Raw genomic sequence first — 13,871 nt, forward strand, 5'->3', positions numbered from 1 at the left:
GGCGCCTTCTCTGCACCGTGGGGGAACAGGAGACGGTTGTGATTGTTCGTGATGATAGTGAAAGAGGGATCCCGTCGCTGGTGGCGCATCAGCCGCCGTCCGCGCAGGCAGACGCGCCGGTAAGCTGCGGCCGGATGGTGCAGGTCCCCGGCTGGATTATCCCGCTGTACGCCGGATTATTTATCGCGCTCGGCTGGTTTGGCGGCGAGCAGTGGCGCCATCCGTCACCGCCGCAAACGCTGCCTCTGCCGGTGGCTCATGCGGCGCTTTTGCCGTTAACCGCCGCCGGGGAGACCGCGCCAAAAAAACCGTCGCCGGCGGTAAAACCCAGCGCGCCTGCGGCGCCGGTAGTGGACAGCGATACGCTGCCGCCCCTGCGCTACAGCGCCCATGTCTACGCCTCGCTACCGGAAAAGCGCAGCATTGTGTTAAACGGCAAAGCGTGGTCGGAGGGCGATTCCCCGCTGCCCAATCTGGTGGTGGAGCAGATCCAGCAGGATGTGACGATTTTTAGCTTCAACGGCACAACATTTACCCTGGCGGCGCTGGATGACTGGCCCGGCGGGAAAATTGACGAGGAGCCGAAAGGGGAATAAGGGGCACGCGCAATAATATGCGCGTTGAGAATATTTTGCTTAGTCGCTGCGCAAACTGGTAATAAAGGGAGCGAGCTGGCGATTAAATTGACTACACTGTGTGGCTTCCGGAGTGCTGTCCTGCAAAAGTTGTTGATAAAGCCGGTCGCTATTTTGGCTTAACGTCGCCACGTCAATATTTCCCCATCCGCGCGCTTTGCCGACATTCACCGCTGCCCGATATATCGTTTCATCGGCGGGCAGATCGCTACGATTACATTTATTCTTGAGATAGCGCGTCCCGGCCGCTACCGACGAGAGCTGCTCCAGCTGCGCCTGGCTGCTGATGGCCGGGCTGAGCGTTGAGGCGGGTTTCTGTTGGCAGCCAGAGAGCATGGCGACCACGCAAAGCGAAAATATAAACGGAATGCGCATAGTAGAGTAATCAAAATAATGAATCACTGGCCGCTAGTTTAACAAATATTCCCCTGGTGTCATCATAAAATATTATTCGGCATAAATGTTAACAGGCTCGCATTTTTATCAGCAGAAAATCAGTTAAACCCCTTTACTTCTCTCAATAATAAATGCTTTCGTCCGGGAAATATATTTTCAGTCGGAGATGAGGCCAGTGCGTTTGGCATCATGGCGAGCGTCATTTTTTATGTTATTAAAAAACATACTCTTTCCCATCTTGTTACGTGCGCAGGAGGTAAAATGCTGGTTAAGAATGTCGCATTTTAGTGCTATCCTGTATGCCCTGAACATTACGTGCTATGTTCTGACCATTTCTGCTGGTGATGCGTTTAACATAATGATTTTATGGTGAATTTTTATTGTTAATATCATGTAAAACGAAGCAAACCAACCTCATGAAAGGCTGGCGGCATGTCCTGCCTGCCAGCAGGTTGTCGTCCGAAGGATAAGCAGCCTGGACGTTAATTTGAGAGATTTCTTCTTCCTCTGTGCAGGGGAAGTATTGAGAATCAGGCCTTTGCGCCTGAACGTTGCGGAGAAAAAGCATGGCGGGAGATGACCGCGAGCCTATCGGACGTAAGGGGAGACCCTCGCGTCCGACAAAACAAAAAGTCACCCGTCGCCGGGTCCGGGAAGAGGACTACGACGACGAGTATGATGACGATGATTATGAGGATGAGAAACCGGTGCCGAGAAAAGGAAAAGGCAACGGCAGCAAACCTCGTCGTAAGCGCCGCTGGCTGTGGCTGCTGGTCAAGCTGGGGATTGTCTTTGCGGTGCTAATTGCCGCCTATGGCGTCTACCTCGATCAGAAAATCCGTAGCCGCATTGACGGTAAAGTTTGGGAGCTGCCGGCCGCGGTCTATGGCCGGATGGTGAACCTTGAGCCGGACATGCAGATCAGCAAAAACGAGATGGTGCGTCTGCTGAATGCCACCCAGTATCGTCAGGTCAGCGCGATGACGCGCCCGGGCGAATACACCGTGCAGGCCAACAGCATCGAGATGATCCGTCGTCCGTTCGATTTCCCGGACAGTAAAGAAGGGCAGGTGCGTGCGCGTCTGACCTTCGATGGCGATCATCTGGATACCATCGAGAATATGGATAATAACCGCCAGTTCGGTTTCTTCCGCCTCGATCCGCGGCTTATCACCATGCTGCAGTCGCCGAACGGTGAGCAGCGTCTTTTCGTGAAGCGCAGTGGCTTCCCGGATCTGCTGGTGGATACGCTGCTGGCGACCGAAGACCGCCACTTCTACGAGCACGATGGTATCAGCCTGTATTCCATCGGCCGCGCCGTGCTGGCGAACCTGACGGCAGGTCGTACGGTGCAGGGGGCGAGTACCCTGACCCAGCAGCTGGTGAAAAACCTGTTCCTCTCCAGCGAGCGCTCCTACTGGCGTAAAGCCAACGAAGCGTATATGGCGCTGATCGTCGACGCCCGCTACAGCAAGGATCGCATTCTTGAGCTGTATATGAACGAGGTGTACCTCGGCCAGAGCGGCGATAACGAAATTCGCGGCTTCCCGCTGGCGAGCCTGTACTACTTCGGCCGTCCGGTGGAAGAGCTGAGCCTCGATCAGCAGGCGCTGCTGGTGGGGATGGTGAAAGGGGCGTCGGTATATAACCCGTGGCGCAACCCGAAACTGGCCCTTGAGCGACGCAATCTGGTACTGCGTCTGCTGCAGCAGCAGCAGGTCATCGACCAGGAGCTGTACGACATGCTGAGCGCGCGTCCGCTGGGCGTGCAGCCGCGCGGTGGGGTGATTTCACCGCAGCCGGCGTTTATGCAGATGGTTCGTCAGGAGCTGCAGGCGAAGCTGGGCGATAAAATGAAAGATCTCTCCGGCGTGAAGATCTTCACTACCTTCGACTCGGTAGCCCAGGATGCGGCGGAAAAAGCGGCCTCTGAAGGGATCCCGGTACTGAAGAAACAGCGCAAGCTGGCAGACCTGGAAACCGCCATGGTAGTGGTTGACCGCTTCACCGGCGAAGTGCGGGCAATGGTCGGCGGCGCGGAGCCGCAGTTCGCGGGGTACAACCGCGCGATGCAGGCCCGCCGGTCAATTGGTTCTCTGGCCAAGCCGGCGACCTATCTGACCGCGCTGAGCCAGCCGAATCAGTATCGCCTGAACACCTGGATCGCCGATGCGCCGGTGACCATTCGCCTGTCCAACGGCCAGACGTGGTCTCCGCAGAACGACGATCGTCGCTTCAGCGGTCAGGTGATGCTGGTGGATGCCCTGACCCGCTCGATGAACGTCCCGACGGTTAACCTTGGGATGGCGCTGGGCTTGCCGGCGGTGGTCGATACCTGGACGAAGCTGGGCGCGCCGAAAGATCAGCTCAACGCCGTACCGGCGATGCTGCTTGGCGCGCTGAACCTGACGCCGATTGAAGTGGCGCAGGCCTTCCAGACCATTGCCAGCGGCGGTAACCGCGCGACGCTGTCGGCGCTGCGTTCGGTGATTGCGGAAGATGGCACGGTGCTGTATCAGAGCTACCCGCAGGCGGAACGCGCTGTGCCTGCCCAGGCGGCCTACATGACGCTGTGGACCATGCAGCAGGTGGTGCAGCGCGGGACGGGGCGTCAGCTGGGCGCGAAGTATCCGGGCCTGCATCTGGCGGGGAAAACCGGGACCACCAACAATAACGTCGATACCTGGTTCGCCGGCATCGACGGTAGCCAGGTGACCATTACCTGGGTGGGCCGCGACAACAACCAGCCGACCAAACTGTACGGCGCCAGCGGCGCGATGTCGATTTACCAGCGCTATCTGGCGAACCAGACGCCAACGCCGCTGGCGTTGACGGCGCCGGAAGACGTGGTCGACATGGGCGTGGACAGCAACGGCAACCTCGTCTGCAGCGGTGGCGTGCGTTCGCTGCCGGTCTGGACGACGCAGCCGGATGCGCTGTGCCGCCAGGGCGAGATGATGCAGCAGCAGCAGTTGCAGCAGCAGGAAGCGAACAACCCGTTTAATCAGTCCGGGCAACAGCAGCCGCAGCAGCAGCAACAACAGCAGCAACAGCCGCCGAAGCAGCAGGAAAAGAGCGACGGCGTCGCGGGCTGGATCAAGGATATGTTCGGTAGTAACTGATTTCGGCCGCATGACCCGACCCCTTAGTACGAAAGTATTAAGGGGTTTTTTTATACCTGTAAAAAAGTTAACGCCTCTTTAACTCCATAATAACTATCTGGTTATTAATTCGGCCTTCGGTTTCTCCAGGCGGGCATATCGCTTGCCTTGCCTTCGGCGTTTCGCCTATTATATCGCCCGTCATAATAATAATTATCGTTTACGTTATCATTCACTTTCATCAGAGATATACCCATGGCGCGTCCAAAAACTGCTCAGCCAAATCACTCGCTGCGTAAAATCGCAGTTGTAGTAGCCACGGCGGTTAGCGGCATGTCTGTCTATGCACAGGCTGCGGAACAACCGAAACAAGAAGAGACTATCACCGTCGTTGCGGCACCGGCCGCCCAGGAAAGCGCCTGGGGACCGGCGCCGACCATCGCGGCAAAACGCTCTGCCACGGCGACGAAAACCGATACCCCGATTGAAAAAACGCCGCAGTCTGTCTCGGTGGTCACGCGCCAGGAGATGGAGATGCGCCAGCCGACCACGGTAAAAGAGGCGCTCTCCTATACGCCGAGCGTCTTCTCCACCCGCGGTAGCTCGACCACCTATGATGTGGTCACCATCCGCGGTTTCACTACCTCGACGACCGTCAATACCAACCAGTATCTGGACGGCATGAAGCTGCAGGGAAATAACTACTCTGAAGTCTCCATGGACCCGTATTTCCTCGAGCGCGTGGAAGTGATGCGCGGGCCAACCTCGGTGCTGTATGGCAACAGCAACCCGGGCGGTATCGTCAGCATGGTCAGCAAACGCCCGACCACTGAGCCGCTGAAAGAAGTGCAGTTCAAGATGGGCACCGACAACCTGTGGCAGACCGGGTTTGACTTCAGCGACGCCATTGATGATGCCGGCGTCTGGTCCTATCGCCTGACTGGCCTGGGCCGCAGCCAGGATACCCAGCAGCAGATGGCGAAGTCTACCCGCTATGCGGTGGCGCCGTCCTTTAGCTGGCGCCCAGACGATAAAACCGACTTCACCTTCCTGAGCAACTTCCAGAATGACCCGGATGCGGGCTACTACGGCTGGCTGCCACGCGAAGGCACCGTGGTGCCGTATTACGACGCCAACGGGAAGGCGCACAAGCTGCCGACCGATTTCAACGAAGGCGAGGCGGATAATAAGATCTCGCGCCGCCAAAAGATGGTGGGTTATAGCTTCTCCCATCAGTTTGATGACACCTTTACCGTGCGGCAGAACCTGCGCTATGCCGAAGTCGATACCTTGTATCGCTCGGTGTACGGGAATGGCTATGTCGCCCCGGGCTACATGAATCGCGCCTATGTGCGTTCTGATGAGCACCTGAACACCTTTACCGTCGATACCCAGCTGCAGTCTGCTTTCGCCACCGGCGCGGTCAGCCATACGCTGCTGACCGGCGTGGATTACTCGCGGATGCGCAACGATGTGGATGCCGACTACGGGACGGCAGATCCTATCAGCATGAGCAACCCGCAATACGGCAACCCGAATATTCAGGTAACTTTCCCGTACGCGGTCCTCAACCGAATGGAGCAGACGGGCCTGTACGCGCAGGATCAGATGGAGTGGGATAAGTGGGTCATGACCCTGGGCGGCCGTTACGATTACGCCACCACCTCAACGTTAACTCGCTCCAGTAACAGCCTGGCGGAGAATCACGACCAGCAGTTCACCTGGCGCGGCGGTATCAATTACCTGTTTGATAACGGCATCTCTCCGTACTTCAGCTACAGCGAATCCTTCGAGCCGGTATCGGGCTCCGGGCTTAACGGCCAGCCGTTCGATCCGTCGCGTGGCAAGCAGTATGAAGCTGGCGTGAAATATGTGCCGAAAGACATGCCGGTGGTGGTCACCGCGGCGGTCTATCAGCTGACCAAAGATAAGAACCTGACGGCGGATCCGGCTAACCAGGCGTTCAGCATCCAGACCGGCGAGATCCGCTCCCGCGGCCTTGAGCTGGAGGCGAAAGCGGCGGTGAACGCTAATATCAACGTCACCGCGGCCTACAGCTACACCGATGCGGAATACACTCACGATACGGTATTCAACGGCAAGCGTCCGGCGGAAGTGCCGCGTAACATGGCGTCGTTGTGGGCGGATTACACCTTCCACGAAACCGCGCTCAGCGGTCTGACGGTCGGCGCCGGGGCACGCTATATCGGTTCAACGGTCAGTTACTACAAAAACGACACCAGCACCGGTAACAAAAATGATGCCTTCAATGTGGCCGGTTATGCGCTGATGGATGCGACGGTGAAATACGATCTGGCGCGCTTTGGCCTGCCGGGCTCTTCGGTCGGCGTCAACGTCAACAACCTGTTTGACCGCGAATATGTCTCCAGCTGCTATAGCGAATACGCCTGCTACTGGGGTGCGGGACGTCAGGTTGTCGCGACCGCAACCTTCCGCTTCTAACTACTCACGGGCGCGGTTCGCCGCGCCCAACATCAGGTTGTTGCTATGCAGGAACAGACTCCGCACTCTGAGACCACCTTTGCGTTAAATGGCGTGACCTTTCGCGTACCAGGTCGCACGCTGCTTCACCCCCTTTCGTTAACCTTCCCGGCAGGAAAAGTGACTGGCCTGATAGGCCATAATGGTTCCGGCAAATCCACCTTACTGAAAATGCTCGGCCGCCATCAGCCGCCTTCCGCAGGCGATGTGCTGCTGGACGGCCAGCCGCTGGAGAGCTGGAGCAGCAAGGCGTTTGCCCGCAAAGTGGCCTATCTGCCGCAGCAGCTGCCAGCGGCGGAAGGGATGACAGTTCGCGAGCTGGTGGCGATAGGTCGCTACCCGTGGCACGGCGCGCTGGGGCGCTTCGGCGCGGCGGATCGCGAAAAGGTGGAAGAGGCGATCGCGCTGGTGGGGCTGAAGCCTTTGGCGCAGCGGCTGGTGGACAGCCTCTCCGGCGGCGAGCGTCAGCGGGCGTGGATCGCCATGCTGGTGGCGCAGGATAGCCGCTGCCTGCTGCTTGATGAACCGACCTCGGCGCTGGATATCGCCCATCAGGTTGATGTGCTCGCGCTGGTGCATCGTCTCAGCCAGCAGCGTGGCTTGACGGTGATCGCGGTCCTGCATGATATCAATATGGCTGCCCGCTACTGCGATTATCTGGTCGCGCTGCGCGGTGGGGAGATGATCGCCCAGGGGACGCCAGCAGAACTGATGCGCAGCGAAACGCTGGAACAAATCTACGGCATCCCGATGGGGATCCTGCCGCACCCGGCGGGCGCGGCGCCGGTAAGTTTTGTCTATTGATGATGAACCCAACTCTGATAACCCGACGCCGCCTGCTGACGGCGATGGCGCTCTCGCCGCTGCTGTGGCAGATGCGCGGCGCGCAGGCGGCGAACATTGATCCGCAGCGCGTCGTCGCGCTGGAGTGGCTGCCGGCCGAACTGCTGCTGGCGCTTGGCGTCACGCCCTACGGCGTGGCCGACATTCCCAACTATCGCCTGTGGGTGAACGAACCCGAGCTGCCCGCGTCGGTGATCGATGTCGGCCTGCGCACCGAACCCAATCTTGAGCTGCTGACGCAGATGAAACCGTCGTTTATCGTCTGGTCGGCAGGCTATGGCCCGTCGCCGGAAAAGCTGGCGCGTATCGCGCCCGGCCGCGGCTTCACCTTCAGCGACGGCAAACGGCCGCTGGCGATGGCCCAGCGTTCGCTGCTGGAAATGGCCGACCTGTTGGGTAAACAACAGCAGGCGAAGCACCACCTGGCGGAGTTCGACGCGCTGATGGAGAACCTGCGTCCGCGTTTTGCCGGGCGTGCTGATCGCCCACTGCTGATGATTTCGCTGCTCGATGCCCGCCACGTACTGGTATTCGGTGAGAACTGCCTGTTCCAGGAAGTGCTCGATCGCTTTGGCATTAAAAACGCCTGGCGCGGCGAAGCGGCGTTCTGGGGCAGCATCACCGTCGGTATTGACCGGCTGGCGGCATTTAACGAGGCCGATGTGATCTGTTTCGATCATGGCAACGATCGGGAGATGGCCCAGCTGTTGGCGACTCCGCTGTGGCAGGCGATGCCGTTCGTGCGCGCGGGGCGTTTCCAGCGGGTTCCGGCGGTGTGGTTCTATGGCGCGACGCTGTCGGCGATGCATTTCGCCCGCGTGCTGGCCGATGCGCAGGGGAGGGCGGTATGAGCGCACGTCTCTCGCCGTTAGCCATTCTCCTGCTAACCGGGCTGCTGGTTGCCGCTTTCGCGCTGAGCATCGTCAACCTCAATGTTGCTTTACCTTACGCGCAATGGCGTCAGGCGCTGTGGCAGCCGGATATCGATAATATCGCCCAGATGCTGTTCCATTACAGCCTGCTGCCGAGGCTGGCGATATCGCTGCTGGTCGGCGCCGGGCTGGGCCTCGTCGGCGTGCTGTTCCAGCAGGTGCTGCGTAACCCGCTGGCGGAGCCGACCACGCTTGGCGTCGCCACCGGCGCGCAGTTGGGAATGACGGTCACCACATTATGGGCGATCCCCGGCGTGCTGGCATCGCAGTTTGCCGCGCTGGCTGGGGCTTGTCTGGTGGGGGCGCTGGTGTTCGGCGTCTCGTGGGGCAAACGTTTGTCGCCGGTGACGCTGATTCTGGCCGGTCTGGTGGTGAGTCTCTATTGCGGCGCGGTCAATCAGCTGATGGTGATTTTCCATCATGACCAGCTGCAAAGCATGTTCCTGTGGAGTACCGGCACCCTGACGCAGACCGACTGGAGTGTGGTGCAGCGTCTGTGGCCGCAGCTGCTCGGCGGCGCGATGTTGACGCTGTTGTTGCTACGCCCGTTAACCCTGATGGGGCTCGATGATGGCGTGGCGCGTAACCTTGGGCTGGCGCTGTCTCTGGCGCGGCTTGGCGTGCTGACGCTGGCGATTGTTATTAGCGCGCTGCTGGTTAACGCGGTCGGCATTATCGGCTTTATCGGTCTGTTCGCGCCGCTGTTGGCGAAAATGCTCGGCGCCCGCCGCCTGCTGCCGCGGCTGCTGCTGGCGGCGCTGATCGGCGCGCTGATCCTGTGGCTTTCTGACCAAATTATTCTCTGGCTCAGCCGGGTCTGGCGGGAAGTCTCGACCGGTTCGGTCACTGCGCTGATTGGCGCGCCTTTATTGCTGTGGCTGCTGCCGCGGCTGCGCAGCATCAGCGCCCCGGTGATGAACGGCGGCGATAAAGCGCTGATCGAGCGCCGCCACGTGCCGTGGTTCGCGCTGGGCGGCTTAGCGCTGCTGCTGTTGGCGATAACCGCCGCGCTAACCTTTGGCCGCGATGCCCATAGCTGGCAATGGGCCAGCGGCGATCTGCTGGCGCAACTGATGCCCTGGCGCTGGCCACGAGTGCTCTCGGCGCTGTTCGCCGGGGTGATGCTGGCGGTCGCGGGCTGCATCATTCAACGCCTGACCGGCAACCCAATGGCCAGCCCGGAAGTACTGGGCATCAGCTCTGGCGCGGCATTTGGCGTGGTATTGATGCTGTTCTTCGTGCCGGGCAACGCCTTTGTCTGGCTGCTGCCTGCCGGCAGTCTTGGCGCGGCGGCGACGCTGCTGGTTATCCTGATCGCCGCCGGGCGCGGTGGTTTCTCGCCGCACCGGATGCTGCTGGCGGGGATGGCGCTGAGTACCGCTTTCACCATGCTGCTGATGATGCTGCAGGCCAGCGGCGATCCGCGCATGGCGCAGATCCTGACGTGGATGTCCGGTTCGACCTATAGCGCGACGCCGGAGATGGTGCTGCGTAGCGGTGTGGTGATGCTGGCGTTGCTGGCGCTGGCGCCGCTCTGCCGCCGCTGGCTGACCATCCTGCCGCTGGGCGGCGAGGCGGCGCGGGCGGTGGGAATGGCATTGACGCCATCGCGTATCGGGTTGCTGCTGCTGGCGGCGAGCCTGACGGCGACGGCGACGCTCACCATTGGGCCGTTAAGTTTCGTTGGCCTGATGGCGCCGCACATTGCGAGGATGCTGGGATTCCGCCGGACGATGCCGCATATGGTGATTTCCGGGCTGACGGGCGGGATGCTGCTGGTCTTTGCCGACTGGTGCGGGCGAATGATTATGTTCCCCTACCAGATCCCGGCAGGGCTGTTGTCGACCTTTATCGGCGCGCCGTACTTTATCTATTTGCTGAGAAAGCAGAGCCGTTAACGATCCTGGATGGTTTCAATATCCCCGGTGGCGCTACCGCTTACCGGGGCTACAGCGTTGTGCGATTTGGTAGCCCGGATAAGGCGCAATGCGCCGCCTCCGGGAAACTCCCCGGTGGCGCTATCGCTTACCGGGGCTACAGCGCTGTGCGATTTGGTAGCCCGGATAAGGCGCAATGCGCCGCATCCGGGAAAATCCCTGCGCCGCCAGGCATTCAAGCACCTTACAGTTTGGCAAACACCCGACGGGCGGCGTCGATGGTGTTATTAATGTCCTCTTCGCTATGGGCGATGGACATAAAGCCGGCTTCAAACGCCGACGGCGCCAGGTACACGCCTTCCTCCAGCATCAGGTGGAAGAAGCGCTTGAAGCGTTCGACATCGCACTTCACCACGTCCTGATAACAGGTGACGGTTTCGGCATCGGTAAAGAAGATGCCGAACATGCCGCCAACGTTATTGACCACCAGCGGGATCCCGGTTTCGCGCGCCGCGTTCAGCAGGCCATCCGCCAGCTGGTTGGTCAGATCGGTCAGGGTTTCATGCACACCCGGCTGCGCCACTTCACTTAAGCAGGCGAAGCCAGCGGCCATGGCGATCGGGTTACCGGAGAGCGTGCCAGCCTGGTACACCGGGCCGGTCGGCGCCAGCGCGTCCATCACTTCGCGGCGGCCGCCGAAGGCGCCCACCGGCATCCCGCCGCCGATAATTTTCCCGAGGCAGGTCAGATCCGGCTCCACGCCGTAATAAGCCTGGGCGCCCGCCAGCGCCACGCGGAAGCCGGTCATCACTTCGTCGATAATCAGCAGCGCGCCGAACTCATCGCACAGCGCGCGCAGGCCCGGCAGGAACTCCGGCTGTGGCGGAATGCAGTTCATGTTGCCGGCCACCGGTTCGACGATGATACAGGCGATATCTTGCGGATACTGCTCGAACGCCGCGCGTACCGAGGCGAGGTCGTTATAGGTGCAGGTCAGGGTATGTTTGGCGAAATCGGCTGGCACGCCCGGCGAATTTGGCTGGCCGAGGGTCAGCGCGCCGGAACCGGCTTTCACCAGCAGACAGTCGGCATGGCCGTGATAGCAACCTTCGAACTTAATGATCTTGTCGCGGCCGGTGAAGCCACGCGCCAGGCGAATGGCGCTCATGGTTGCTTCGGTGCCGGAGTTCACCATCCGCACCATATCCATGGTCGGTACCAGTTCGGTCACCAGCGCCGCCATTTTCACTTCCATTTCGGTCGGCGCGCCAAAGCTCAGGCCGCGGGACGCCGCCTCGATCACCGCATTGCGGATAGCCGGGTGGTTGTGGCCCAGCACCATCGGACCCCAGGAGCCGACATAATCGATATAGGCCTTCCCATCCACGTCATAAAGGTAGGCGCCATCCGCGCGTTCAATAAACAGCGGCGTGCCGCCGACGCCGGTGAAGGCGCGGACCGGCGAGTTAACGCCGCCGGGGATCAGTTCGCGCGCAGCATGGTACAGATTTTCAGATTTGCTCATGGCCAGGGTCCTGGTTCGTGAAAAATGTTTTATCGGCTATTCTAAGTTATTCCAGGATGGTTATGAAAGTTTTGCCCAATTGAAACAATGTGCCGCAAGGGCATTTTTTTGACGACGCAGCGCGCCGGGGCGGCTAAAATGCCTCTCTCTTCATTTGTATTACCAATAATTGATAATGGCATGAAAGCAGATACTCCCTCTTTTGAAGCACATCAGTTCGTGCGGGTGCGTCGCGGCGATGCGGTGCGCCGTTTGATTCAGCGCGATAAAACGCCGCTGGCGGTCCTGTTTATGGCGGCGGTGGTCGGCACGCTGGCCGGTCTGGTGGGCGTCGCGTTTGAAAAGAGCGTGAACTGGGTGCAGAACCAGCGGATCGGCGCGCTGGCGCAGGTGGCCGATCATTGGTATCTGGTCTGGCCGCTGGCGTTTATCTTGTCGGCGCTGTTGGCAATGGTCGGTTATTTCCTCGTGCGCCGCTTTGCGCCAGAGGCGGGCGGCTCCGGGATCCCGGAAATCGAAGGGGCGCTGGAGGAGCTGCGGCCGGTGCGCTGGTGGCGCGTGCTGCCGGTGAAATTCATCGGCGGCATGGGGACCCTGGGCGCCGGAATGGTGCTGGGACGTGAAGGGCCGATGGTGCAGCTTGGCGGCAACATTGGACGCATGGTGCTGGATATCTTCCGCATGCGCAGTGCGGAAGCGCGGCACACGCTGCTGGCGACCGGTGCGGCGTCGGGGCTCTCGGCGGCCTTTAATGCGCCGCTGGCCGGTATTCTGTTTATCATCGAAGAGATGCGCCCGCAGTTTCGCTACAACCTGATCTCCATTAAAGCGGTATTTACCGGCGTGATCATGTCGAGCATTGTGTTTCGTATTTTCAATGGCGAAGCGGCGATCATTGAGGTGGGCAAGCTGAGCAACGCCCCGGTGAATACTCTGTGGCTGTATCTGGTGCTGGGCATGCTTTTTGGCTGCTTTGGCCCACTGTTTAATTTTCTGGTGCTGCGCACCCAGGATCTGTTCCAACGCATCCACGGCGGCAATATCAAAAAATGGGTGTTGATGGGCGGGGTAATCGGTGGGATCTGCGGCCTGCTGGGGCTGATGCAGCCTTCCGCGGTGGGGGGTGGCTTTAACCTGATCCCTATCGCTGCCGCCGGTAACTTCTCCGTCGGTCTGCTGCTGTTTATCTTTGTCGCCCGCGTGGTGACTACGCTGATTTGCTTCTCTTCCGGCGCGCCGGGGGGCATTTTCGCGCCGATGCTGGCGCTGGGCACGTTGCTGGGCACGGCGTTCGGCATGGCGGCTATTCCGCTGTTTCCGGCCTACCATCTGGATGCTGGCACCTTCGCTATCGCCGGGATGGGGGCACTGCTGGCCGCCTCGGTGCGCGCGCCGCTGACCGGAATTGTGCTGGTGCTGGAGATGACGGATAACTATCAGCTCATTTTGCCAATGATTATTACCTGCCTTGGCGCAACACTACTGGCGCAATTCCTCGGCGGTAAGCCTTTGTATTCGACCATTCTGCAACGTACTCTGGCGAAGCAGGAGGCCGAGCAGGCGGCAAAAGCGCAGCAGCCACCCCGGGAGAATACTTGAACGATTTACCAGGGTATTAGATAATGGCTCAAAAGGTCCGGTTATTCTTTAACCGGCCGGAAGTATCAATGGGAGCAAAAAATGAGTGATGACGTAGCGTTGCCGCTGGAGTTTACCGAAGCCGCAGCCAACAAAGTAAAACACCTGATTGCGGATGAAGATAATCCGAACCTGAAACTGCGCGTGTATATCACCGGCGGCGGTTGCAGCGGTTTCCAGTATGGCTTCACCTTTGACGATCAGATCAACGAAGGCGATATGACCATCGAGAAACAGGGCGTCGGCCTGGTGGTCGACCCAATGAGCCTGCAGTATCTGGTTGGCGGCGCCGTCGATTATACCGAAGGGCTGGAAGGTTCGCGTTTCATCGTGACCAACCCGAATGCGAAAAGCACCTGCGGCTGCGGGTCCTCGTTCAGCGTTTAACGAGAGTACGGCCGATTGCCTTCTCCCACAGAGAG

General features: G+C 59.9%; 10 protein-coding genes. 8 read left to right on the top strand and 2 right to left on the bottom strand.

The genetic code is table 11. From position 1 onward, the window contains the following. Positions 1–38 precede the first annotated feature (38 nt). Positions 39–596: a type II secretion system assembly factor GspB gene (gspB, locus tag CWM54_RS23220; RefSeq protein ID WP_100698638.1), complete on the top strand. Its 558-nt coding sequence runs from the start codon at positions 39–41 to the stop codon at positions 594–596. A gap of 39 nt (positions 597–635) precedes the next feature. Here gspB and gspS read toward each other — a convergent pair whose 3' ends face one another. Beyond that, positions 636–1,010, bottom strand: coding sequence for a type II secretion system pilot lipoprotein GspS (gene gspS / locus CWM54_RS23225; protein WP_100681646.1), 375 nt, complete (start codon positions 1,008–1,010; stop codon positions 636–638). 587 nt (positions 1,011–1,597) lie between these two features. Between gspS and mrcB the strand changes: the two genes are divergently transcribed. The 5 genes from mrcB (at position 1,598) to fhuB (ending at position 10,307) form a co-directional block, all read left to right on the top strand. Further along, a complete protein-coding gene (gene mrcB / locus CWM54_RS23235; RefSeq protein WP_100698640.1) occupies positions 1,598–4,153 on the top strand; it encodes a bifunctional glycosyl transferase/transpeptidase in 2,556 nt (851 codons plus the stop codon). A 234-nt stretch (positions 4,154–4,387) separates the two neighbouring features. Then, a complete protein-coding gene (fhuA, locus tag CWM54_RS23240; RefSeq protein ID WP_061155714.1) occupies positions 4,388–6,595 on the top strand; it encodes a ferrichrome porin FhuA in 2,208 nt (735 codons plus the stop codon). A gap of 45 nt (positions 6,596–6,640) precedes the next feature. Then, entirely contained in the window at positions 6,641–7,438 is a 798-nt protein-coding gene (gene fhuC / locus CWM54_RS23245) for a Fe3+-hydroxamate ABC transporter ATP-binding protein FhuC (protein WP_061155713.1), read from the top strand. Further along, a complete protein-coding gene (gene fhuD, locus CWM54_RS23250; RefSeq protein WP_100698642.1) occupies positions 7,438–8,328 on the top strand; it encodes a Fe(3+)-hydroxamate ABC transporter substrate-binding protein FhuD in 891 nt (296 codons plus the stop codon). The genes fhuC and fhuD overlap by 1 nt, the downstream gene beginning before the upstream one ends. After that, a complete protein-coding gene (gene fhuB / locus CWM54_RS23255) occupies positions 8,325–10,307 on the top strand; it encodes a Fe(3+)-hydroxamate ABC transporter permease FhuB (RefSeq protein WP_100681585.1) in 1,983 nt (660 codons plus the stop codon). The genes fhuD and fhuB overlap by 4 nt, the downstream gene beginning before the upstream one ends. A 223-nt stretch (positions 10,308–10,530) precedes the next feature. On the opposite strand, the gene hemL is transcribed toward fhuB, so the two are convergent. Further along, positions 10,531–11,811, bottom strand: coding sequence for a glutamate-1-semialdehyde 2,1-aminomutase (gene hemL, locus CWM54_RS23260; protein WP_016160319.1), 1,281 nt, complete (start codon positions 11,809–11,811; stop codon positions 10,531–10,533). Between the two features lie 180 nt (positions 11,812–11,991). Here hemL and clcA point away from each other — a divergent pair, with 180 nt between their 5' ends. Both clcA and erpA read left to right on the top strand, forming a co-directional pair. Then, positions 11,992–13,410 carry a H(+)/Cl(-) exchange transporter ClcA gene (gene clcA, locus CWM54_RS23265; RefSeq protein ID WP_100681584.1) on the top strand — a complete coding sequence of 473 codons (1,419 nt, stop codon included), beginning with the start codon at positions 11,992–11,994 and terminating at the stop codon, positions 13,408–13,410. Positions 13,411–13,491: 81 nt separating this feature from the next. Continuing rightward, positions 13,492–13,836: an iron-sulfur cluster insertion protein ErpA gene (erpA, locus tag CWM54_RS23270; protein ID WP_015368181.1), complete on the top strand. Its 345-nt coding sequence runs from the start codon at positions 13,492–13,494 to the stop codon at positions 13,834–13,836. The last annotated feature ends 35 nt before the right edge of the window (positions 13,837–13,871 follow it).

The organism is Klebsiella sp. D-Nf1, assembly GCF_002810515.1.
GTDB classification, from domain to species: Bacteria; Pseudomonadota; Gammaproteobacteria; order Enterobacterales; family Enterobacteriaceae; genus Klebsiella; species Klebsiella variicola.

Excerpts from the sequence above, each read along its gene's own strand:
- gspS (WP_100681646.1), bottom strand. The coding sequence starts at position 1,010 with ATGCGCATTCCGTTTATATTTTCGCTTTGCGTGGTCGCCATGCTCTCT.
- fhuB (WP_100681585.1), top strand. The coding sequence starts at position 8,325 with ATGAGCGCACGTCTCTCGCCGTTAGCCATTCTCCTGCTAACCGGGCTG.
- fhuD (WP_100698642.1), top strand. The coding sequence starts at position 7,438 with ATGATGAACCCAACTCTGATAACCCGACGCCGCCTGCTGACGGCGATG.
- erpA (WP_015368181.1), top strand. The coding sequence starts at position 13,492 with ATGAGTGATGACGTAGCGTTGCCGCTGGAGTTTACCGAAGCCGCAGCC.
- fhuA (WP_061155714.1), top strand. The coding sequence starts at position 4,388 with ATGGCGCGTCCAAAAACTGCTCAGCCAAATCACTCGCTGCGTAAAATC.
- clcA (WP_100681584.1), top strand. The coding sequence starts at position 11,992 with ATGAAAGCAGATACTCCCTCTTTTGAAGCACATCAGTTCGTGCGGGTG.
- hemL (WP_016160319.1), bottom strand. The coding sequence starts at position 11,811 with ATGAGCAAATCTGAAAATCTGTACCATGCTGCGCGCGAACTGATCCCC.
- mrcB (WP_100698640.1), top strand. The coding sequence starts at position 1,598 with ATGGCGGGAGATGACCGCGAGCCTATCGGACGTAAGGGGAGACCCTCG.
- fhuC (WP_061155713.1), top strand. The coding sequence starts at position 6,641 with ATGCAGGAACAGACTCCGCACTCTGAGACCACCTTTGCGTTAAATGGC.